Source organism: Tessaracoccus sp. O5.2 (assembly GCF_964266725.1).
GTDB lineage: Bacteria > Actinomycetota > Actinomycetes > Propionibacteriales > Propionibacteriaceae > Arachnia > Arachnia lapidicapta.
Window position 1 is genome coordinate 35,277 of the sequence record NZ_CAXWGV010000006.1, and the last position, 20,571, is coordinate 55,847.

The following is a 20,571-nucleotide window of genomic DNA, read 5'->3' on the forward strand; positions in this document are numbered from 1 at the left end:
GACTCATGGATGTCTACGTGGAGCCGCACCTGTCGTGGCGCCTCCTCGGACCGGACGACGCAGCGGAGCTCGACCACTTCCGCGGCCAGCTCGACGCGCTCGAAGACTCGGTCCTGACCGGCGTCGCGGCGGGGATCACGGACCGCGACCTCATGGTCGTGTCCGCCGTCGGCGGGTTCGACCACTACCAGTCCATGTCCGCCTACGGCGTGGTGTACCTCGCCGAGCTCGACCCGCTGCGCATGTACGTGATGGGCGGCGTGCACCCCACGCATCGGCACCTGCACATCGGCACGGCGCTGCTGTCGTGGCAGGTGACGCAGGCCACCGCGTGGCGCGACGAGCACCGCCCCGGGGTTCCGCTGTGGCTGGGCTGCTACGCCGAGATGGGCCGGCCCGGTCTCGAGCGGGTCGCCACCCGCCTGGGGTTCGCCGTGGAGCGATACTCCTACGACCTGCACCGGGACCTGACGCGGCCCATCCCGTCGCGAGCGGTCGACGGCATCGAATTCGTCCCGTTCACGCCAGACCGCTCCGACGACGTGCGCTGCCTGCACAACGTGTGTTTCGCCGGCAGGGGCAAGGAGGTGCCGGCAGAGGTGTGGACCGACCGCCTCGAGGACCCCGACTTCCGGCCCGGCTGGTCCTACCTGGCTGTGGCGGGCGGCCGCGTCGTCGGCTACGCCATGAGCGGCACCGCCGAGGCGGAGGACGGCAGCCCTCCTGTGGGCTGGATCGAGCGCTTCGGTGTGCACCCCGACTTCCGCGGCCGCCACATCGCGCTCGAGCTGATGAGCCGCTGCCTGGGCGCCATGCGTGACGAGGGCTGTGTCGAGGCCGGCATCGGCATCGACACCCCCGACGGATTGGGGGTCAAGCGCCTCTGCGCCGAACTCGGCTGGACGACACGCGACGCGGTGGCCCTGCTCACGAAGGTCGTCCCCTGAGCCCGCGATAAGCTGTCGGGCAGCATTGACCAGCACGGACGAGAAGGTGGACGGCGGATGAGTGGCCATTCCAAGTGGGCGACGACCAAGCACAAGAAGGCGGTCATCGACGCGAAGCGCGGCAAGCTCTTCGCGAAGCTGATCAAGAACGTCGAGGTCGCGGCCCGGCTCGGCGGCGGTGACCCGGCGGGCAACCCGACGCTGTACGACGCTATCCAGAAGGCGAAGAAGTCCTCGGTGCCCAACGACAACATCGACCGCGCCGTCAAGCGCGGCTCGGGGGCCGAGTCCGGGGGCGCCGACTACGAGACGATCATGTACGAGGCCTACGGGCCGGCCGGCGTGGCCATGCTCATCGAGTGCCTCACCGACAACCGCAACCGCTCGGCCTCAGACGTGCGCGTCGCGGTGACCCGCAACGGCGGGACCATGGCCGACGTCGGCTCGGTGCAGCGGCTGTTCTCCCGCAAGGGCGTCGTCACCGTCCCCAAGCAGCAGGGCGGCCGTGACATCAGCGACGACGAGCTGCTGGAGGCCGCGCTCGAGGCCGGCCTGGAAGAGGTCAACGACGACGGCGACGTGTGGGAGGCCGTGTGCGACCCCAACGACACCGTCGAGGTCCGCAAGGCCATCGAGGCCGCCGGCCTGGACTACGACTCCTCCGAGGTGCAGTTCGTCGCGTCCTTCGACCAGGAGGTCGACCAGCTCGAGGTCGCCCAGAAGGTGCTGCGGATCATCGACGCCCTCGAGGACTCCGACGACGTCCAGAACGTGTACACGAACCTGGACTTCACCCAGGAGGTCGCCGACGCCCTCGAGTCCGAGGACTGACCGGCCGACGAATGCGGATCATCGGCATCGACCCCGGACTCACGCGCTGCGGCGTGGGTGTCGTCGACGGCAGCGTCGGCCGCCCCCCGCAGCTCGTCGCGGTCGGGGTGGTGCGCACCGCCGTCACGCTCGACCCGGCGCAGCGCCTGCTGGCGCTGGAGGAGGGCCTGCTGGCCTGGTTCGACGACTACCGCCCCGACGCGGTCGCCATCGAGCGCGTGTTCTCGCAGCACAACAAGAGCTCCGTCATGGACACGGCGCAGGCTGCAGGGGTCGCGGCCCTCACCGGCGCCAGGCGCGGCCTCACCGTCACCTTCCACACCCCGTCGGAGGTCAAGGCCGCCGTGACCGGATCGGGCTCGGCGGACAAGGCGCAGGTCACGCAGATGGTCACGCGCATCCTCAAGCTGACCGAGGCACCGCGCCCCGCCGACGCCGCCGACGCCCTCGCGGTCGCGGTGTGTCACGCCTGGCGCGGTGGCGCCACCAATCGCTACGCCGCGGCCGTCGCGGCAGCCAGGGGGAGCCGATGATCGCGCAGCTCACGGGGACCGTCCTGACCGCCGGGGCCACCTCCGCGGTCGTCGACGTGGGCGGCGTCGGCTTCCTCGTCGCCACCACCCCGCAGACCGCCGCAGGCCTCCGGCCCGGGGAGGTCGCGACGCTCCACACCGCGCTGGTCGTGCGCGAGGACTCGATGACGCTGTTCGGGTTCGCCGAGCCCGCCGAGCGCGAGGCGTTCGAGCTTGCGCAGACCGCCTCCGGCGTCGGGCCCAAGCTCGCGCTGGCGATCGTGTCGGTCCTGTCACCCGGCGAGCTGAAACGCGCCGTGCTCGCCGAGGACCTCAACCGCCTGTGCTCGGTGCCGGGCATCGGCCGGAAGGGCGCCCAGAAGCTCGTCATCGAACTCAAGGACCGCGTGCTGGTCCTCGAGGACGCTGCCGGCGGCCCGGCGCCCGTGGCCGCGCAGGACGCGTGGCGGGCCCAGGTGGCCGAGGGCCTGCAGGGCCTCGGATGGTCAGCCCGGGACGCCGACGCGGCGTGCGACGCCGTTGCCCACCTGGTCGACACGGATCCCGACATCTCCATGGCGCTGCTGCTTCGGGCTGCGCTCAACTCGCTGGCGAGGCGGTAGTGGAACACTCAGAGCTGGACCCGACGGCGGACGTCGAGGACCGCGACTACGAGTCCGCGCTGCGCCCCAAGCGGCTGGCCGAGTTCGAGGGGCAGCCCCGGGTGCGCGAGCAATTGGGTCTCGTCCTCGACGCCGCCCGACACCGCGGCACGGCGCCCGACCACGTGCTCCTGTCCGGCCCGCCCGGACTGGGCAAGACCACCCTCGCCATGATCATCGCCGCGGAGCTCGGCACCGGCCTGCGCATCTCGTCGGGGCCCGCCATCCAGCATGCAGGCGACCTCGCGGCCATCCTGTCCGGGCTGGCCGACGGCGACGTGCTGTTCCTCGACGAGATCCACCGCCTGTCCCGGCCGGCGGAGGAGATGCTCTACCTCGCCATGGAGGACTTCCGCGTCGACGTCATCGTCGGCAAGGGCCCCGGCGCCACGGCCATCCCCATCGAGCTGCCGCCCTTCACGCTGGTGGGCGCCACCACCCGCGCTGGGCTGCTGCCCGGCCCGCTGCGGGACCGGTTCGGATTCACGGCCCAGCTGGACTTCTACGCCGTCGGTGATCTCACGGGCATCGTCGCGGCGTCGGCCGGCAAACTCGGCGTCCCCATCGACGCCGACGCCCAGGGCGAGATCGCCCGGCGCTCACGCGGCACCCCGCGCATCGCGAACCGACTGCTGCGCCGCGTCCGGGACTTCGCGCAGGTCAGGGGCCACGCCCGCGTCGACCGCGGCGTGTCGCGGGCGGCGCTGGAGCTCTACGAGGTCGACGAGCGCGGGCTCGATCGCCTGGACCGGGCCGTGCTCGACGCCCTGTGCCGGCTGTTCGACGGCGGCCCCGTCGGCCTGTCCACGCTGGCGCTGAGCGTCGGCGAGGAGGTCGAGACCGTCTCCGAGGTCGCCGAGCCGTTCCTCATCCGCGAGGGCATGCTGGTGCGCACCCCGCGGGGCCGCGTCGCGACCAGGGCGGCGTACGCGCACCTGGGCATGACGGCACCGTCGACGAATCCCGCGTTGTTCGACTGAGGCCCGTCGCCGGTAGCGTTGGGCGCATGCGGACGCGTGCGGAGATCAAGGCCTGGCTGACGGACATGGACGGCGTGCTGGTGCACGACAACCGGGCCCTGCCCGGCGCGCAGGAGCTCATCGACCACTGGGTGGCCACCGGCACGCCGTTCCTCGTGCTCACCAACAACGCCACCTACACCCCGCGCGACCTGTCGGCGCGGCTGCGCGACTCGGGGCTCAACGTGCCCGAGGAACGGATCTGGACCTCCGCGATGGCCACGGCGAAGTTCCTGGCGGAGCAGAAGCCCGGCGGGTCGTGCTTCATGGTGGGGGAGGCTGGCCTGTCGACGGCCCTGCACGATGCCGGCATGGTCCTGTCGGACCGCAGCCCGGACTTCGTCGTCATCGGCGACACCCGCACCTACTCGTTCGAGGCGATCACCACCGCCATCCGGCTGATCGACGCCGGCGCGCGGTTCATCGCCACCAACCCGGACGCCACCGGTCCCACCCCCACCGGGGTGGTGCCGGCCACCGGGGCGGTCGCGGCCCTCATCACGAAGGCCACGGGCCGCGAGCCCTACGTCGTCGGCAAGCCCAACCCCATGATGTTCCGCTCGGCGCTCAACAAGATCGGCGCGCACTCGGAGGAGACGGGCATGATCGGCGACCGCATGGACACCGACATCGTCGCGGGCATGGAGGCCGGGCTGCACACCGTCCTGGTGCTCACCGGCATCTCGACCGTCTCGTCCATCGCCCAGTTCCCCTACCGACCCGTGGAGATCCTCGACGGCGTGCACCAGTTCCTCGACGGTGCCGTCCCGCCGGGCGAGGCGCGCGGGCACCATCCTGAGCCTCCGCTATCCTGAGCGGTGGCCCACCGACGTTCGGAGAAATTATGGACCTGATCCTCATGATGATCGCGCTGTTCGCGGTCATGTACTTCCTCATGATCCGCCCGCAGCAGAAGCGCATGAAGCAGCACCAGGAGATGCAGTCGAGCCTCGCGCCGGGTGCCCGCGTGCTCCTCACCTCCGGACTGTTCGGCACCATCACCAACGTCGGAGAGCGGCAGATCATCGTCGAACTCGCGCCCGGCGTCGAGGTCACCGTCCTCAAGGGCAACGTGGCGCGCGTCATCACCGCCGATGAGGAGGAGTTCGAGTTCACCGACGCCGACGGCGACGCCGTGCTGGACGAGCCGGTCGGCGAGGCCGACCCGACGGCGCTGCCGGAGTCCACGGCCGACGACACCTTCTTCCAGGGCCCTGACGCCCAGGCGCGCCCGGAGGACACCAAGTAACCGTGGCCACCACCGCCAAGAGGGGGCGCCCCGGCGTCGTCCTCGCTGTCTTCCTGCTCATCATCGCCGGGCTGTACGCCATCATGGCGGCCACCGGGACCTGGGCACCCAAACTGGGCCTCGACCTGCGCGGCGGCCAGACCATCACGCTCACGGCCGAGAACGAGACCGTCACGATGGAGTCGCTCGAGCTCGCGCGCGACATCATCCAGCAGCGTGTCGATGGCCTCGGCGTCGGCGAGGCGTCGGTCGTCGTCCAGGGCGAACGCAACATCATCGTGTCGGCCCCCAACGTCGAGCGGGACGACCTGGTGCAGCTGGTCGGCGCCACCGCGCAGCTGTCCTTCCGGCCCGTGCTGTACGTGGGCGCCGCCACGGGGACCGATCCGTCGGCGTCCCCGGAGCCGTCGGAGTCGGCGCTGCCCGGCCTGCCGACCGCGCCGCCGAGCCCCGCCCCGTCGCCCAGCGCCACCCCCGGCGAGCCCGTCGACCAGCTGCCCATCGCCGAGGTCCTGGCCTACGAGCCCACCGAGGACGACCTCGTGGCCTTCGAGGCCTACACGTGCGGCGACGAGCAAACCGAAACCCCCACCACCGCCCTCGTCGCGTGCGACACCGACGGCCTGCAGAAGTTCCTGCTCGGCCCGGTCGCCGTCCGCGGACAGGACCTCACCACCGCCTCCTTCGGCATCCCGCAGGGCGAACTCGGCTATGCCGTGACCCTGAGCTTCGACGCCGAGGGCACCGCCAACATGTCCGAGCTCACCGGCGCCCTCCTCGGCGCCGCCCCTCCTCGCAACATGTTCGCGATCGTCCTCGACGGCAAGGTCGAGTCCGCCGCGACGGCTGAGGCGCGCATCACCAACGGCGAGGCCATCATCCGCGGCGGCTTCACCGCCGACAGCGCGGCCGCCCTCGCCAACGTGCTGAAGTTCGGCTCCCTGCCGCTGTCCTTCGAGCCGTCCCAGGTGGAGACCGTGTCGGCCACGCTGGGCGGCGAGCAGCTGCGCGTAGGCATCATCGCCGGCCTCATCGGGCTGGCGGTCGTGATGGCCTACAGCTTCCTGTACTACCGCGGCATGGGCATCGTCGTGGTGGCCTCCCTGGCCATCGCGGCCTTGGCCACGTACGCGTCCATGGTGCTGCTCGGCGAAGTGGTGGGCTTCGCCCTCAACCTGCCCGGCATCGCCGGCGCCATCGTCGGCATCGCGGTGACGGCGGACTCGTTCATCATCTACTTCGAGCGGATCCGCGACGAGATCCGTGAGGGGCGCAGCCTCAAGTCCGCGCTGGTGGCGGGCTGGCGCAAGGCCCGCGGCACCATCGTCATCTCCGACGCGGTGTCGCTGCTGTCGGCGGTCGTACTGTTCGTCCTCGCGGTCGGCGCCGTGAAGGGCTTCGCGTTCACGCTGGGCCTGACGACCCTGATCGACCTGGCCGTCGTGTTCTTCTTCACCAAGCCGCTGGTCGAGTTGCTCGGACGCACGCGCTTCTACGGCGAGGGGCACCGCTGGTCGGGGCTCGACGCCGCGCATATGGGCGTGACCCGCGAGTCGCTGCTCGGGCGCCGCCCGCGCCGCCCCGCCGCCGCCCCGACCATCCCCCAGGAGGCCTGATGACCGCCCGCAGGCTCGGCATCGCCGAGCGGCTCTACACGGGCCAGCTCAGCTACGACTTCATGGGTAACCGGCGGCGCTGGTTCCTCATCTCCGCGGTGATCATCGGCGTCTCGCTGGTGCTGCTCCTCATCCGCGGCCTGACGTTGGGCATCGAGTTCAGCGGCGGCACGGACTTCCAGGCCCCGATGTCGATCCAGCAGGGCACCGTCGATGAGGTGCGCGAGCGGGTCGGCGACATCGAGATCGAGGAGCTCGACCCCCAGGTGTTCACGCTGGGCGACGACGCCATCCGCGTCCAGACCCGGTCGCTGAACCCGGACGAGACCAACCAGGTGCGCGCGGCCCTGGCGGAGATCGCGGGCGTGGCCGCCGAGGACGTCACCTATAACGCGATCAGCCCGTCCTGGGGCGACCAGATCACGCGGCAGGGCACCATCGCGCTGGTGGTGTTCATCGTGCTCGTCATGGCGCTGATCGCCGTGTACTTCCGGGACTGGAAGATGTCGGTCGCGGCGATCGTGGCGGTCTTCCACGACCTGCTGGTCACGGTCGGCGTCTACGCGGCCGTCGGCTTCACCGTCACCCCGTCGACCGTCATCGGCGTCCTGACCATCCTGGGCTACTCGCTGTACGACACGGTCGTGGTGTTCGACAAGATCCGTGAGAACGTCGCGGGCATCGAGCACACCAACCACACCTACTCCGAGCAGTCGAACCTCGCCGTCAACCAGGTCCTGGTGCGTTCGCTCAACACGACCGTCATCGGCGTGCTGCCCGTGCTGGCCCTGTTCATCGCCGGCGCGACGCTGCAGAGCGGTCCACTGGCCGACCTCGGCCTGGCGTTGCTCGTCGGCATGATCGCGGGCGCGTATTCGTCGTTGTTCATCGCCGCGCCGCTGCTGGCCTGGCTGCGGGAGCGGGAGCCCGGCATGACCGAGCACCGCGCCCGGATCGCCCGGCGCCAGGCCCGCTCCGCGGCCCGAACCGGCCGGGCGAGGCTTGATGCCGCGGCCGAGCCGCTGGTCGCGGGCGCGACGCTCAGCACCGTCGACGCCGCCTCGACGGTCGCGGCTCCGACGGTCCGCCACGAGCGCCGCACCGGAGGGTCGCGCGCCGATCGCCGGAAGAAGGGCACGCGATGACCGACCGCCGGCAACTGATCGCCGGCCTGATCGCCGACGTCCCCGACTTCCCGCGCCCGGGAGTGATGTTCAAGGACATCACGCCGCTGCTCGCGTCGCCCGCTGGCTTCGGGGCAGCCGTCACCGCCCTGGTGGAGGCCGCGCCCCGCGACATCGACGTGGTGGTCGGCATGGAGGCGCGCGGGTTCATCTTCGCCGCCCCTGTGGCGCTGGCCCTCGGGGCGGGGTTCGTCCCCGTCCGCAAGCCGGGCAAGCTGCCGGGGGAGACCATCAGCGAGTCCTTCGAGCTGGAGTACGGCTTCGAGACCCTGACCGTCCACCGCGACGCCATCCGGCCCGGGGCACGGGTGCTGGTGATCGATGACGTGCTCGCCACCGGCGGCACCGTCGGCGCGACGGCGGCCCTGCTGCGGCAGATGGGCGCCGAACTGGTGCACGTCGCGGTGCTGATGGAGCTCAGTTTCCTGGAGGGCCGCGCGCGGCTCGCCGAACTGGGCGTCGACAACGTGACCGCGGTCCTGACAGTCTGAGCTCATGGCGAAACTGGAGCCGGGCGGCCGCGAGGGTGTCCTCTCGCTGGTCAGCCTGCCCCGGATCTCCCTGTCGCCGTTCAAGGAGCTCGCCCGGCGGACGGCGCTGGCGCTGCTCATCCTCATGCTCAACACGTTCATCGTGTGGCTGGACCGCGACGCGTACATCGACAACACGGCCGGCGACGGCGTGCAGCTGCTCGACGCGTTGTACTACTCGACCGTCACGATGACCACGACCGGCTACGGCGACATCACCCCGGTGGCCGCCCATGCCCGCCTCATGAACGTGCTCGTCGTCACGCCGCTGCGCATCGGCTTCCTGGTCCTGCTCGTCGGCACCACCATCGAGGTGCTGACGAAGGAGGGCAGCCGCAGCATCGCGGACCTGTTCTGGAGGAGAAAGATGCGCAACCACGTCGTCGTCATCGGCTACGGCACGAAGGGCCGCAGCGCGGTCAACACGCTGCGCCGGCAGGGCGAGTCGCCGGACAAAATCCTCGTCATCGACCAGCACGCCAGCGCTGTCGCGGACGCCAACTTCGACGGGCTGGCGGCCTTCCAGGGCGACGCCACCCGGCGCGAGCTGCTCCGCCGGGCGGAGATCAGCAAGGCCAAACAGGTGATCATCTCGCTCGACCGCGACGACACGGCCATCCTCACCACCCTGACCGTCCGGCAGCTCAACCCCACGGCCGGCGTCGTCGTCGCGGTGCGCGAGCACGAGAACGTGCCGCTCGTGCGGCAGTCGGGGGCCTCGTCGGTCGTCACGTCGTCGGAGACGGTGGGCCGCCTGCTGGGCCTGTCGGCGCTCGGCCCCGAGCTGGGCACGATCATGCAGGACATGCTGACCGGCGCCGAGGGGCTTGAGGTGCACCAGCGTCTCGCCGAACCCCACGAGGCCGGGCAGCCGCCGTCGGCGGTGCAGGGGGAGCGCGTCATCGGCATCATCCGCAACGGCACGCTGCGCCGGTTCTACGACCAGACCGCAGCCCGGATCGAGATCGGCGACGAGCTCATCGTCGTGCGCCGCGCGCAGCCGCCGGTTCGCGACGCCAAACACATCCTCGGAGCCTTCAACCCGGACAGCTAGGATTGGTTGACAGCGCTTGTGTGAGGGGAGGCCGGACATGACCGATGAGCTGACCGGAGTGTCACGACTGGTCACCGGCCCCGAGCAGCCCCGGCTGCGGATGCGGCATCGCCTCGCCCGACTGGGGGCCGTCCGCTCGAAGAGCGCCGTGCTGGATCCGCTGTTCCGGATCGTCCGGTCGAACCACCCCAAGGCCGACCTCGACCTCATCGAGCGCGCCTACCGCGTCGCGGAGCGCTGCCACGAGGGGCAGAAGCGCAAGTCGGGGGATCCGTACATCACGCATCCGCTCGCCGTCGCCACGATCCTCGCCGAGCTCGGAATGACCGAGCCCGTCCTGGTGGCCGCGCTGCTCCACGACACCGTCGAGGACACCCCCTACACGCTGGAGCAGCTGCGCGAGGACTTCTCCGACGAGGTCGCCCGCATGGTCGACGGCGTCACGAAGCTCGACAAGCTCACCTACGGCGAGACCGCCAAGGCCGAGACCATCCGCAAGATGATCATGGCGACCTCCGAGGAGGTGCGCGTCCTGGTCATCAAGCTCGCCGACCGGCTCCACAACATGCGCACCCTCGGCTTCCTGCGCCCCGACAAGCAGGTGCGGATCGCCACCGAGACCCTGAACATCTTCGCGCCGCTGGCCCACCGCCTGGGCATGAACACCATCAAGTGGGAGCTCGAGGACCTGTCGTTCGCGATCATCGAGCCGAAGATCTACGCCGAGATCGTCGACATGGTGGCGCAGCAGGCCCCCTACCGCGAGCGGTACCTGCGCGAGCTCATCGGCCAGTTCCAGACGCTGCTGACCGACGCCAAGATCACCGCGACCGTCTACGGCCGCCCCAAGCACTACTACTCGATCTACCAGAAGATGATGGTGCGCGGGCGCGACTTCAAGGAGATCTACGACCTCATCGGGCTGCGGGTCCTGGTCGAGGACACGCCCACCTGCTACGCGGTGCTCGGCGTGGCGCACGCAGCGTGGAAGCCGATCCCGGGCCGGTTCAAGGACTACATCGCCGGCCCGAAGTTCAACATGTACCAGTCGCTCCACACCACGGTGCTGGGCGCCAACAACGAGCCCGTCGAGCTGCAGATCCGCACGCACGAGATGCATCGACGCGCCGAGTACGGTGTCGCGGCGCACTGGAAGTACAAGGAGGACCTCAAGCACGGCGTGACGCCCGAGGAGGCCGGGCTGCGGGCCATGCACCAGCTGGGCGTCATGTCGAAGGAGACCGAGGACCCCAGCGAGTTCCTCGACTCCGTGATGTTCGAGATCAACGCCGACGAGATCTACGTCTTCACCCCGAAGGGGGAGGTGATGGCGCTGCCGGTCGGCGCCACGCCCGTCGACTTCGCGTTCGCCGTCCACACGGAGGTCGGGTACCGCTGCATCGGCGCCCGCGTCAACGGCCGGCTGGTGTCGCTCAGCACCCGGCTCGTGCAGGGGGACAAGGTCGAGATCCTCACCTCCAAGGCGGAGGGCGCGGGCCCGAGCCGGGACTGGCTCGGGTTCGTCGTCTCGTCGCGGGCGCGGCAGAAGATCCGCCAGTACTTCTCCCGGGAGCGCCGGGACGAGGCCATTGAGCAGGGCAAGGAGGCCCTCGCCAAGGACCTGCGGCGCACCGGGCTGCCGATGCAGCGCCTGCTCACGCTGGAGAACCTCACGGCGGTCGCCAACGAGCTGGGTTTCAAGGACGTCTCCTCGCTCTACAACGCCATCGGTGAGGGGCACCTCGGCGCACAGGGCGTGGTCGAGAAGCTCATCGTGCTGCACGGCGGCGAGGAGGAGACCGTCGACACGGTCACTGAGGACATCGTCGTCAAGCAGCGCCGCCGGCCCGTGCGCGACGGGGCCCATGTGCTGGTAGACGGCGACGACTCGGTCGCGGCCAAGTTCGCCAAGTGCTGCTACCCGCTGCCGGGCGACGAGATCATCGGCTTCGTCACGCGCAGCGAGGGCGTGTCGGTCCACCGCGCGGACTGCACCAACGTCCCGGCGCTGATCAAGAAGGAACCCGAGCGCATCGTCGACGTGGCCTGGTCGGCGCGCGAGCCGGGAGCGACCTTCCTCGTCACCATCCAGGTCGAGGGCATCGATCGGTCACGGCTGCTGTCGGACGTGTCGTCGGTGCTGTCCGAACAGCACGTCGACATCCTGTCGGTCAACATCACCACCAACAAGCAGCGGCAGTTCAGCGGGCGCATGACCTTCGAAGCAGCGGACCCGACGCACCTGCAGCATGTGATCAGTCAGGTGCGCCGGGTCCCCGGCGTCTACGACGTGTTCCGCGTCGTCGGCTAGCCTCAGCGCGTGAAGTCGGCCAGGGTGGCCCGGGCCTGGTCCAGCCAGCTCTGGTAGGTCTCGATGGACCTCGCGGCGTCCTTGGCCTTCCGGGCGTCGCCCTTCGACTCGGCCGCCGCCAGGTCCGCCTGGAGCTTGGCGATCTGAGCCTCGAACATCGCCACGGTGTCCTCGGCACGCTTGCGCGCCTCGGGGTCCGTGCGCTTCCACTCCTCGGCCTCCATCGCCGATACCTTGTCGCCGATGGCGCGGACGCGGCCGTCGAGGTCGCGCATGGCGGCGCGCGGCACGTGGCCCACCTCGTTGTACTTCGCCAGGAACTCGCGGTGCGTGGCCTTGGCGGCTTCCACGTCGGTCACGCCCTCGAGGTCGCGCTCCACCTGGTCGACCAGCGCCTGCTTGGCGGCCAGGTTCTCGGCCTGCTCGCCGTCGACGGCGCTCTGCGCGGCGGTCCGCGCCTCGAAGAACCTGTCCTGCAACCCGCGGAAGCGGGTCCACAGGGCGTCGTCCTCGCCGCGGCGGGCGCTGCCCGCGGCCTTCCAGCGCTGCATGAGATCCCGGAAGGCGGCCGAGGTGGCGCCCCAGTCCGTCGACTCCGCCAGCCGCTCCGCCTCGGCGATGATCGCCTCCTTGGCGGCCTTGGCGGTGTCGCGGCGCTGGTTCAGGTCCGAGAAGTGGGCCTTGCGGCGCCGCGTGTACTGCGTGCGCGCGGATGAGAAACGGTGCCACAGCTCGTTGTCCGTGGCCCGGTCGACGCGGGGGAGTGCCTTCCACTCGTCGAGCAGCACCCGGAACCGGTCGACGCCGCCGCGCCAGTCCTCGCCGGCGGCCAGGGTCTCCGCCTCGGCGACCATGGCCTCCTTCGCGGCGACGGTGGCGGCGTTCTGCTCCGCGCGCTGCGCCTTGCGGGCCTCGATCTGGGCGGGCAGCACCTCGCTCAGGGCGTCGAGGCGGGCGGCAAGGGCCTGCAGGTCGCCGACGGCGTTGGCCTCCATCACGTTCGTGCGGGCCGTGGCGATGGCCGTGCGCGCCTCTTCGGGCGACATCGCCTGGGCGGCGACGCGCGCCTCGAGCAGGCCGACCTCGGCGGCCAGGTTCTCGTAGCGGCGGACGTAGAAGGCCATGGCCTCGTCGGGGGTGGAGTCGGGGATCTGCCCGACACTTCGTTCGGTGTCACCCACCGTGACGTAGACCGTGCCGTCAGGATCGACGCGGCCGAAGTCGGAGGGCGCTTGCGGTTCGCTCATGCGCCAAATCTAGCGGGATAGGGTGGGGTCGTGCTCATCCAGCCCATACCGGTATCGCCCTGGCAGGCCAACTGCTACGTCGTTCTCGCCGACGAGAAGGCGACGCAGTGCGTCATCGTGGACCCCGGGATCACGGCCGCGGAGCCAGTCGCGCGCTACGTCGAGGAGCGGGGCGTCACGCCCGTCGCGCTGCTCGCGACGCACGGCCACCTGGACCACGTCGGCGACGCCCACCTGCTGGCGGCCCGCTGGGAGATCCCGCTGCACATCGCTGCCGCCGACCGTCACCTACTGGAACGGCCGGGCGACGGCCTCGGCCCGCAGGGGACCGCGCTCATGCGCCAACTCACGGGCACCGACACGCTGCCCCCCGTCGCCGACGTCCGCGACCTGACCGGGGACATCGAGCTCGCTGGCCTCCACGTCAGCCCGTTCTCGGCCCCGGGGCACACGCCCGGATCGACGCTGCTCGACGTCACCGCCGCCGACACCCGCGTCGTCTTCACCGGCGACGTCATCTTCGCGGGCACCATCGGCCGCACGGATCTGCCCGGCGGTAGCATGACCGAGATGCGCCGCTCGCTGCGGAGCATCGTCGAGCGGTTCCCCGCCGACGTCGTGCTCCTGCCGGGGCACGGCCGGCCCACCACCCTCGCCGAGGAACTCGACACCAACAGTTACCTTCGTTGACGCCAAAGTGAGGTTGCACGTGCCCCGCCCCAAGCCGCTGAGCGGATTTCCCGAGTTCCTCCCCGCGGGACGCATCGTCGAGAACCGCGTGCTCGACGTCGTGCGCACCACCTTCGAGCTGCACGGCTTCGCGCCCATCGAGACCCGCGCCGTCGAGCCGCTGGACCAGCTGGCGCGCAAGGGCGAGATCGAGAAGGAGATCTACGTCGTCCGGCGGCTGCACGCCGAGGCCGGCGACGCCGACGAACTGGGGCTGCACTTCGACCTCACCGTCCCCTTCGCCCGCTACGTGCTGGAGAACTCCGGGCACCTGGCCTTCCCCTTCCGCCGGTACCAGATCCAGAAGGTGTGGCGCGGGGAGCGCCCGCAGGAGGGCCGCTACCGCGAGTTCACGCAGGCCGACATCGACATCGTCGGGCAGGGCGCGCTCGCGGCGCACCACGACGTCGAGATCCCGCTGGTGGCACTCGACGTGTTCGAGACGTTGCGCCGCGACCTCGGCCTGCCCCCCGTGAGCCTGCGGGTCAACAACCGCAAGCTCTCCGAGGGCTTCTACCGCGGCCTCGGCATCGAGGACCCCGCCGCCGTGCTGCAGCGGGTCGACAAGTACGACAAGATCGGCCCCGACGCGGTCGTCGAGCTCCTCACCGGAGAACTGGGTCTCACCACCGCCCAGGCCCGCGCCTGCGTGGAGCTGGCCGGCATCGCCACCGAGGACGAGTCGGTCGTGGACCGGGTCCGGGCCCTCGGCGTCCAGCACGAACTCCTCGACCAGGGACTCGACGAACTCGCCGGCCTCATGCGGGTCGCCGGCCGCCAGGCCCCGGGCAGGGTCGTCGCCGACCTCCGGATCGCCCGCGGGCTCGACTACTACACCGGCACCGTCTACGAGACGTTCCTCGTCGGATCCGAGAAGCTCGGCTCCGTGGCCTCCGGCGGGCGCTACGACTCCCTCGCCAGCGACGGGAAGGTGACCTTCCCGGGCGTCGGCTACTCGTTCGGCATCACCCGGATCCTCGCGCCGCTCATCGGTCGCGGCCGCCTGGTGGCCTCGCGCAGCGTGCCGAGCGCCGTGCTGGTCGCCGTCGACGACGAGGAGTCGCGCGAGCGGGCCATCGCTGTCGCGGGGGCACTGCGCGCTCGCGGCATTGCCGTCGAGGTGGCGCCCAAGGCCGACAAGTTCGGCCGGCAGATCCGCTACGCGGAGCGGCGCGGCATCCCCTTCGTCTGGTTCGGGGCCGGCTACGACGACTCCGTCAAGGACATCCGATCCGGGGATCAGCAGCCCGCGTCCCCGGACACGTGGGAGCCCCCCGCCGCGGACCTGGTCCCGGTCGTGGGACCGGCCGACTGATTCACGTGCGCCCGCCCCGCGCGGCTAGCATGGCTCGTCCGAGCTGCACCGTCTATGCAGCCGATCAGAAAGGAACACCGTGATCCGCACCCACGATGCCGGAACGCTTCGCCGCGAGCACGCAGGCCAGACCGTCGTCCTCGCCGGATGGGTCGCCAAGCGCCGCGACCACGGCGGGCTCGCCTTCATCGATCTGCGGGACGCCTCGGGGCGGGTGCAGGTCGTGATCCGCGACGAGCTGCTGGCCGCCACCGGTGCGCACGACCTCCGCAACGAGTACTGCATCAAGGTCACCGGCGTCGTCGAGGTCCGCCCCGAGGGCAACGAGAACCCCGACCTGCCCACCGGCGAGATCGAGGTCGCGATCGCCGAGCTGGAGGTGCTCAACACCTCGGCCCCGCTCCCGTTCCAGATCGACGAGCGCGTCAACGTCGGCGAGGAGGCGCGGCTCAAGTACCGCTACCTCGACCTGCGCCGCCCGGCACCGGGCGCGGCGATCCGCCTGCGCTCGCAGGTGAACCAGGCCGCCCGCCGCGTCCTGCACGCCCGCGACTTCGTCGAGATCGAGACCCCGACGCTGACCCGCTCCACCCCGGAAGGGGCCCGCGACTTCATCGTCCCGGCCCGCCTCGCGCCCGGGTCGTGGTACGCGCTGCCGCAGTCGCCGCAGCTGTTCAAGCAGCTGCTCATGGTCGCCGGCATGGAGCGCTATTACCAGATCGCCCGCTGCTACCGCGACGAGGACTTCCGCGCCGACCGCCAGCCCGAGTTCACCCAGCTCGACGTCGAGATGAGCTTCGTTGACCAGGACGACGTCATCGAGCTCGGCGAGGAACTGATCCGGGAGATCTGGTCGCTCACCGGCGTCGAGCTCAGCACGCCGTTCCCGCGCATCACGTATCTCGACGCGATGGACCGCTACGGCTCCGACAAGCCGGACCTGCGCTTCGACCTGGAGATCAGCGAACTCACCTCGTACTTCGCCGACACCACGTTCCGCGTGTTCCAGGCGCCGTACGTCGGCGCCATCGTCATGCCAGGCGGCGGGTCCCAGCCGCGACGCACCTTCGACGCGTGGCAGGAATGGGCCAAGCAGCGCGGCGCCAAGGGGCTGGCCTACGTCACCCTCGACGACGCCGGCGAGCTGGGTGGTCCCGTCGCGAAGAACCTCTCCGACGCGGAGCGCGCCGGCCTGGCCGACGCCACCGGCGCGAAGCCGGGCGACTGTATCTTCTTCGCCGCCGGCGCCCGGGCAGCCTCCCAGGCGCTGCTCGGCGCGGCGCGCAACGAGATCGGCGAGCGCTGCGGGCTCATCGACGAGGACGCCTGGAGCTTCCTCTGGGTCGTCGACGCGCCGCTGTTCAAGCCCGCCTCGGACGCCAAGGCCGAGGGTGACGTCGCCGTCGGTGAGGGCGCCTGGACGGCCGTGCACCACGCGTTCACGTCGCCGAAGCCCGAGTGCCTCGACACGTTCGACACGGACCCCGGCGGCGCGCTGGCCTACGCCTACGACATCGTGTGCAACGGCAACGAGATCGGTGGCGGGTCGATCCGTATCCACCGCCGCGACGTGCAGGAGCGCGTGTTCAAGGTCATGGGCATCGGCGCCGAGGAGGCGCAGGAGAAGTTCGGCTTCCTCCTCGACGCGTTCCAGTTCGGCGCCCCGCCGCACGGCGGCATCGCGTTCGGCTGGGACCGCATCGTGGCCCTGCTGAGCCGCTCGGAGTCGATCCGCGACGTCATCGCGTTCCCCAAGAGCGGCGGCGGCTACGACCCGCTGACGCAGGCGCCGGCGCCGATCTCCGCGCAGCAGCGCAAGGAGGCAGGCGTCGACGCCAAGCCCGAGCCTAAGGACGCGGCCAAGTAGCGGCCGGCGCCCGGCGCCGGTCCAGTCCGGTGCCGGGCGCTTTCCCCGGGCGTAGGTTCTGTTCGGTGTCGGGCGCCGGGGCCGGGCCCACTGGCACGACACGCCGTGGAACAGCGCCCTCGAGCGCGTAGGCGGGCGCGAGGAGCGCCCGGGCGGCACATTCGTGTCGGTGAGGGGCGGGTCAGCCGAGCAGGTTCGGCACCGAGCGGGGGCGCAACACCAGCCACAGCGCCGCAGTCGCCAGCAGCGCGCACACCAGGATGCCGGTGCCCATCGGCACGGCGCTCGTCATCGGCACCAGGCCGATAAGCGGGCCGACGGTGGAGCCCACGATCTGCGTCACCGCGCCCATGAGCGACGCCGCCGTGCCCGAGTGTTGGCGGTGGTTGTGCAGCAGGAGGATCTGGCCACACGGGGCCGACAGCCCGAACCCGAACGTCAGCAGCCACAGGGCCGGCACCAGCGGCACGTAGCCGACGTCCGCGGCGTTGACGACGAACACCGCCAGCCCGGCGGTCACCATCAGCGACGTCGCGAGCACCAGTACCCACTGGGGGCCCCACCGCTGCGCGAGCCGGCTGCCCAACTGGACGCCCACGAAGACCCCGAAGGAGCAGATCGCAAAGACGGTGCCGAAGCCGCTGGGGGAGAGGCCGTAGACCTCCTGCAGCAGCACCGACGAGCTGGCGACATAGGAGAACAGCGCGCCGAAGCTGAACGCCGCGATGAGGATCGCCCCGACCGCCAACCGGTCCGAGAACACGGCCCGGAACGCGCGCCCGACGGGCCCCAGCCCCCCGCGCGTCCGCTCGGCCGGAGGTCGGGTCTCGACCGTCATGACGACGATGAGCGCGATGACGACGGCGCCGTACGCCGCCAGACCCCAGAACACCCCGCGCCAGGGCATGAAGCTGACCATCCACGACCCCACGATGGGGGCGACGATGGGCGCGAGCCCGGAGATCAGCGCCAGCCGCGACAGCATCACGACCAGGGGTCGGCCGCTGAAGAGGTCGCGGGCCATGGCCATGGCCACGACGGCACCGCCGGCCGCGCCGACGCCCTGCAGCAGGCGCATGGCGGTGAGGAACTCCACCGTCGGCGCCACTGCGACGAGCACAGAGGAGACCACGTGCAGGATGGAGCACGCGATCAGCGGAATACGCCTCCCGAGGCGGTCGCTGAGCGGTCCGACGAGCAGCTGACCGGTGGCGAACCCGAGCGTGGTGGCCGACAACGTCAGTTGGACCTGCGCGTCAGAGAGCAGCAGGTCGGCCTTGAGCGCCGGAAAGGCCGGAAGGTAGAGGTCGATGGTGAACGGGCCGAGCCCGGTCAACATCCCGAGAGTGATGATGATGGCGATGCGGCGGCGTCGCGAGAACTGGTTGCCGAGGTGGGATGCCACAACCCACCATCCTAGGATGGTTTCGGTTTCAAACAAACCGGGGGTCGTTAGAGTGGGACCGGTGAGCACGGACCTGTTCGGCACCCCGGACCCCACGCCCCCGACGCGCGGGGGATCCCTCGGCGACGCCGCCAACCCCCAGGCACCGCTCGCGGTGCGGATGCGGCCGCGCTCACTCGATGAGATCGTCGGCCAGCAGCACCTGCTCGCCCCCGGGTCGCCTCTGCGGCGTCTGGCGGACGGCCAGCCCATGTCGGTGTTCCTGTGGGGGCCGCCGGGGGTAGGGAAGACGACGATCGCCTCCGTCGTCTCTCGCGCCACGAACCGCCGGTTCGTCGAACTCTCCGCCGTGACCGCGGGCGTCAAGGAGGTCCGCGCCGAGATCGAGGCCGCCCGCCGCGAGCTGGCACGCGGCCAGGCGACCGTCCTGTTCGTCGACGAGGTCCACCGCTTCTCGAAGGCGCAGCAGGACGTCCTGCTCCCCGCGGTCGAGAACCGGCTCGTGACCCTCATCGCCGCCACCACCGAGAACCCGTCGTTCTCGGTCATCTCGCCCCTGCTGTCGCGGTCCCTCCTCCTGCGGCTGCAGCCGCTGACCGAGGCCGACCTGGTCGGCCTTCTGGAGCGCGCGCTCACCGACGACCGGGGAGTGCGCCGGGCGTCGGGGGATCAGTTCAGCCTCGAGCCAGCCGCCTGCGACCTCATCGTCAGGCTGTCGGGCGGCGACGCCCGCCGCGCGCTGACCTACCTCGAGGAGTCGGCCGCCGCGGCCGAGGCACTGGGCACCGGCGTCATCGACCAGGCGGCGGTCGAGTCCTCGGCCGACCGCGCGGCGGTGCGCTACGACCGCGACGGCGACCAGCACTACGACATCATCTCGGCCTTCATCAAGTCGATCCGCGGCTCCGACGTCGACGCCGCCCTGCACTATCTCGCCCGCATGCTCGAGGCGGGGGAGGACCCGCGATTCATCGCGCGGCGCCTCATGATCTCGGCCTCGGAGGACATCGGCATGGCCGCCAGCGGGGTGCTGCAGACCTGTGTCGCCGCGGCGCAGGCCGTGCAACTCCTGGGCATGCCGGAGGCGCGGATCACCTTGGCCCACGCCACGGTCGCCGCGGCCACCGCCCCGAAGTCCAACGCCGCCTATCTCGCGCTGGACGAGGCCGTCGCCGACGTCCGACGAGGCAAGGGCGGACTCGTCCCCCCGCATCTCCGCGACGCCCACTACGCCGGGGCCGCCAAGCTGGGCCATGGACAGGGCTACCGCTACCCCCACGACTTCGACCACGGCGTCGTCGCCCAGACGTACCTCCCCGACGATCTGGAGGGCACGCGCTACTACCGGCCCACCGACCACGGCCAGGAGGCCGCCATCGCGGACCGGGTCGCGACGCTGCGCCGCCTCCTCGACGGTGGGGCCGTCGGCTAGAGTTACGGCGTCCGAAGTTGGAGGAGGACCCCCATGACCGTTGGAGAGATCGCCGGGCTCATCGCCGCGATCGCACTGTGCGTGCTCGTCGCCCTGATGGCCGGACCGCTGCTCAAGCTGGGCCGGGTGCTCGAGGAGGTGCGGCTGGCCGTGCGTGACCTCGGTCACAACGCCGTCCCCGTCCTCCAGGAGCTGAAGGGCACCGTCGTCGCCACCAACGACGAGCTGGCCAAGCTGAGTGTCGTGACCGACGACGTCAGCCGGGCCTCCGGCCACGCCACCGTCGTGACCGAGAACGCCGCGCAGATGTCCACGCTGTTCGCCGCGACGCTCGGCGGTCCGCTGGTGAAGACGGCCGCCTTCACCTACGGGGTCCGCAAGGCCTTCCAGGGACGGAAGAAGAAGTGAGCAGGCTGTTCTGGCTCCTCGTCGGCGCAGGGCTGGCCGTCTTCGTCGTGCTGCGCGGCAAGCAGCTGCTGTACCAGGTCACGCCCCGCGGCGTGCAGGATCAGGTCGTCGAGCAGGGGCACCGCGCCGCCGCGAGCTTCGGGGACTTCGTCGCCACCTTCCGCGCCGCCGCCGCCGAACGCGAGGCCGAGCTGCGCCGAGAGCTCAACCTCCCCACCCCCACCCGTTGATCCACTTCCCCGAGGACCTATCC

Annotated in this window: 20 protein-coding genes; 18 read left to right on the top strand and 2 right to left on the bottom strand. The window is 70.9% G+C overall.

The window, feature by feature from the left end:
• Window positions 1–5: 5 nt before the first annotated feature.
• From ACFQPD_RS03600 to ACFQPD_RS03655, 12 genes are read left to right on the top strand one after another with little or no spacing between them, the layout of a single operon-like run.
• Window positions 6–947 (top strand): GNAT family N-acetyltransferase, encoded by a 942-nt coding sequence (locus ACFQPD_RS03600; RefSeq protein ID WP_385898533.1) that lies wholly within the window; start codon window positions 6–8, stop codon window positions 945–947.
• 57 nt (window positions 948–1,004) lie between these two features.
• Window positions 1,005–1,778 carry a YebC/PmpR family DNA-binding transcriptional regulator gene (locus tag ACFQPD_RS03605; protein WP_385898535.1) on the top strand — a complete coding sequence of 258 codons (774 nt, stop codon included), beginning with the start codon at window positions 1,005–1,007 and terminating at the stop codon, window positions 1,776–1,778.
• Between the two features lie 20 nt (window positions 1,779–1,798).
• Entirely contained in the window at window positions 1,799–2,311 is a 513-nt protein-coding gene (gene ruvC / locus ACFQPD_RS03610; RefSeq protein WP_385898761.1) for a crossover junction endodeoxyribonuclease RuvC, read from the top strand.
• Window positions 2,308–2,913, top strand: coding sequence for a Holliday junction branch migration protein RuvA (ruvA, locus tag ACFQPD_RS03615; RefSeq protein ID WP_385898538.1), 606 nt, complete (start codon window positions 2,308–2,310; stop codon window positions 2,911–2,913). Before ruvC ends, ruvA begins: the two co-directional genes overlap by 4 nt.
• Complete coding sequence (gene ruvB, locus ACFQPD_RS03620) at window positions 2,913–3,932, top strand: Holliday junction branch migration DNA helicase RuvB (protein ID WP_068751355.1); 1,020 nt, start codon at window positions 2,913–2,915, stop codon at window positions 3,930–3,932. Before ruvA ends, ruvB begins: the two co-directional genes overlap by 1 nt.
• A 26-nt stretch (window positions 3,933–3,958) precedes the next feature.
• Window positions 3,959–4,786: an HAD-IIA family hydrolase gene (locus ACFQPD_RS03625; RefSeq protein ID WP_385898541.1), complete on the top strand. Its 828-nt coding sequence runs from the start codon at window positions 3,959–3,961 to the stop codon at window positions 4,784–4,786.
• 29 nt (window positions 4,787–4,815) lie between these two features.
• Window positions 4,816–5,220 carry a preprotein translocase subunit YajC gene (yajC, locus tag ACFQPD_RS03630; protein WP_385898544.1) on the top strand — a complete coding sequence of 135 codons (405 nt, stop codon included), beginning with the start codon at window positions 4,816–4,818 and terminating at the stop codon, window positions 5,218–5,220.
• 2 nt (window positions 5,221–5,222) lie between these two features.
• Entirely contained in the window at window positions 5,223–6,836 is a 1,614-nt protein-coding gene (gene secD / locus ACFQPD_RS03635) for a protein translocase subunit SecD (RefSeq protein WP_385898547.1), read from the top strand.
• A complete protein-coding gene (gene secF, locus ACFQPD_RS03640) occupies window positions 6,836–7,981 on the top strand; it encodes a protein translocase subunit SecF (RefSeq protein WP_385898550.1) in 1,146 nt (381 codons plus the stop codon). Before secD ends, secF begins: the two co-directional genes overlap by 1 nt.
• The gene (locus ACFQPD_RS03645; protein WP_385898552.1) at window positions 7,978–8,511 is read left to right on the top strand and encodes an adenine phosphoribosyltransferase; all 534 of its coding nucleotides are present in this window, start codon (window positions 7,978–7,980) and stop codon (window positions 8,509–8,511) included. The genes secF and ACFQPD_RS03645 overlap by 4 nt, the downstream gene beginning before the upstream one ends.
• Window positions 8,512–8,515: 4 nt before the next feature.
• Window positions 8,516–9,604: a potassium channel family protein gene (locus ACFQPD_RS03650; RefSeq protein ID WP_385898555.1), complete on the top strand. Its 1,089-nt coding sequence runs from the start codon at window positions 8,516–8,518 to the stop codon at window positions 9,602–9,604.
• Window positions 9,605–9,641: 37 nt separating this feature from the next.
• Complete coding sequence (locus ACFQPD_RS03655; RefSeq protein ID WP_385898557.1) at window positions 9,642–11,915, top strand: RelA/SpoT family protein; 2,274 nt, start codon at window positions 9,642–9,644, stop codon at window positions 11,913–11,915.
• Between the two features lie 2 nt (window positions 11,916–11,917).
• Here the strand turns inward: ACFQPD_RS03655 and ACFQPD_RS03660 are convergent, their stop codons facing one another.
• Window positions 11,918–13,162, bottom strand: coding sequence for a DUF349 domain-containing protein (locus tag ACFQPD_RS03660; protein ID WP_385898560.1), 1,245 nt, complete (start codon window positions 13,160–13,162; stop codon window positions 11,918–11,920).
• A gap of 30 nt (window positions 13,163–13,192) precedes the next feature.
• Here ACFQPD_RS03660 and ACFQPD_RS03665 point away from each other — a divergent pair, with 30 nt between their 5' ends.
• The 3 genes from ACFQPD_RS03665 (at window position 13,193) to aspS (ending at window position 17,073) form a co-directional block, all read left to right on the top strand.
• Entirely contained in the window at window positions 13,193–13,852 is a 660-nt protein-coding gene (locus tag ACFQPD_RS03665; protein WP_385898563.1) for an MBL fold metallo-hydrolase, read from the top strand.
• A 19-nt stretch (window positions 13,853–13,871) separates the two neighbouring features.
• Window positions 13,872–15,206, top strand: a complete 1,335-nt coding sequence (hisS, locus tag ACFQPD_RS03670) for a histidine--tRNA ligase (RefSeq protein WP_385898565.1) — start codon at window positions 13,872–13,874, stop codon at window positions 15,204–15,206.
• A gap of 79 nt (window positions 15,207–15,285) precedes the next feature.
• Window positions 15,286–17,073: an aspartate--tRNA ligase gene (aspS, locus tag ACFQPD_RS03675; RefSeq protein ID WP_385898568.1), complete on the top strand. Its 1,788-nt coding sequence runs from the start codon at window positions 15,286–15,288 to the stop codon at window positions 17,071–17,073.
• Between the two features lie 181 nt (window positions 17,074–17,254).
• Here the strand turns inward: aspS and ACFQPD_RS03680 are convergent, their stop codons facing one another.
• Window positions 17,255–18,478 carry a multidrug effflux MFS transporter gene (locus ACFQPD_RS03680; RefSeq protein WP_353081347.1) on the bottom strand — a complete coding sequence of 408 codons (1,224 nt, stop codon included), beginning with the start codon at window positions 18,476–18,478 and terminating at the stop codon, window positions 17,255–17,257.
• A 61-nt stretch (window positions 18,479–18,539) separates the two neighbouring features.
• Here ACFQPD_RS03680 and ACFQPD_RS03685 point away from each other — a divergent pair, with 61 nt between their 5' ends.
• The 3 genes from ACFQPD_RS03685 to ACFQPD_RS03695 are packed head-to-tail and all read left to right on the top strand — an operon-like array spanning window position 18,540 to window position 20,548.
• Window positions 18,540–19,910 (top strand): replication-associated recombination protein A, encoded by a 1,371-nt coding sequence (locus tag ACFQPD_RS03685; protein WP_385898571.1) that lies wholly within the window; start codon window positions 18,540–18,542, stop codon window positions 19,908–19,910.
• A 33-nt stretch (window positions 19,911–19,943) separates the two neighbouring features.
• Window positions 19,944–20,318 (top strand): DUF948 domain-containing protein, encoded by a 375-nt coding sequence (locus tag ACFQPD_RS03690; protein WP_068751367.1) that lies wholly within the window; start codon window positions 19,944–19,946, stop codon window positions 20,316–20,318.
• A complete protein-coding gene (locus tag ACFQPD_RS03695; protein ID WP_385898574.1) occupies window positions 20,315–20,548 on the top strand; it encodes a DUF6167 family protein in 234 nt (77 codons plus the stop codon). Before ACFQPD_RS03690 ends, ACFQPD_RS03695 begins: the two co-directional genes overlap by 4 nt.
• Window positions 20,549–20,571: the final 23 nt, after the last annotated feature.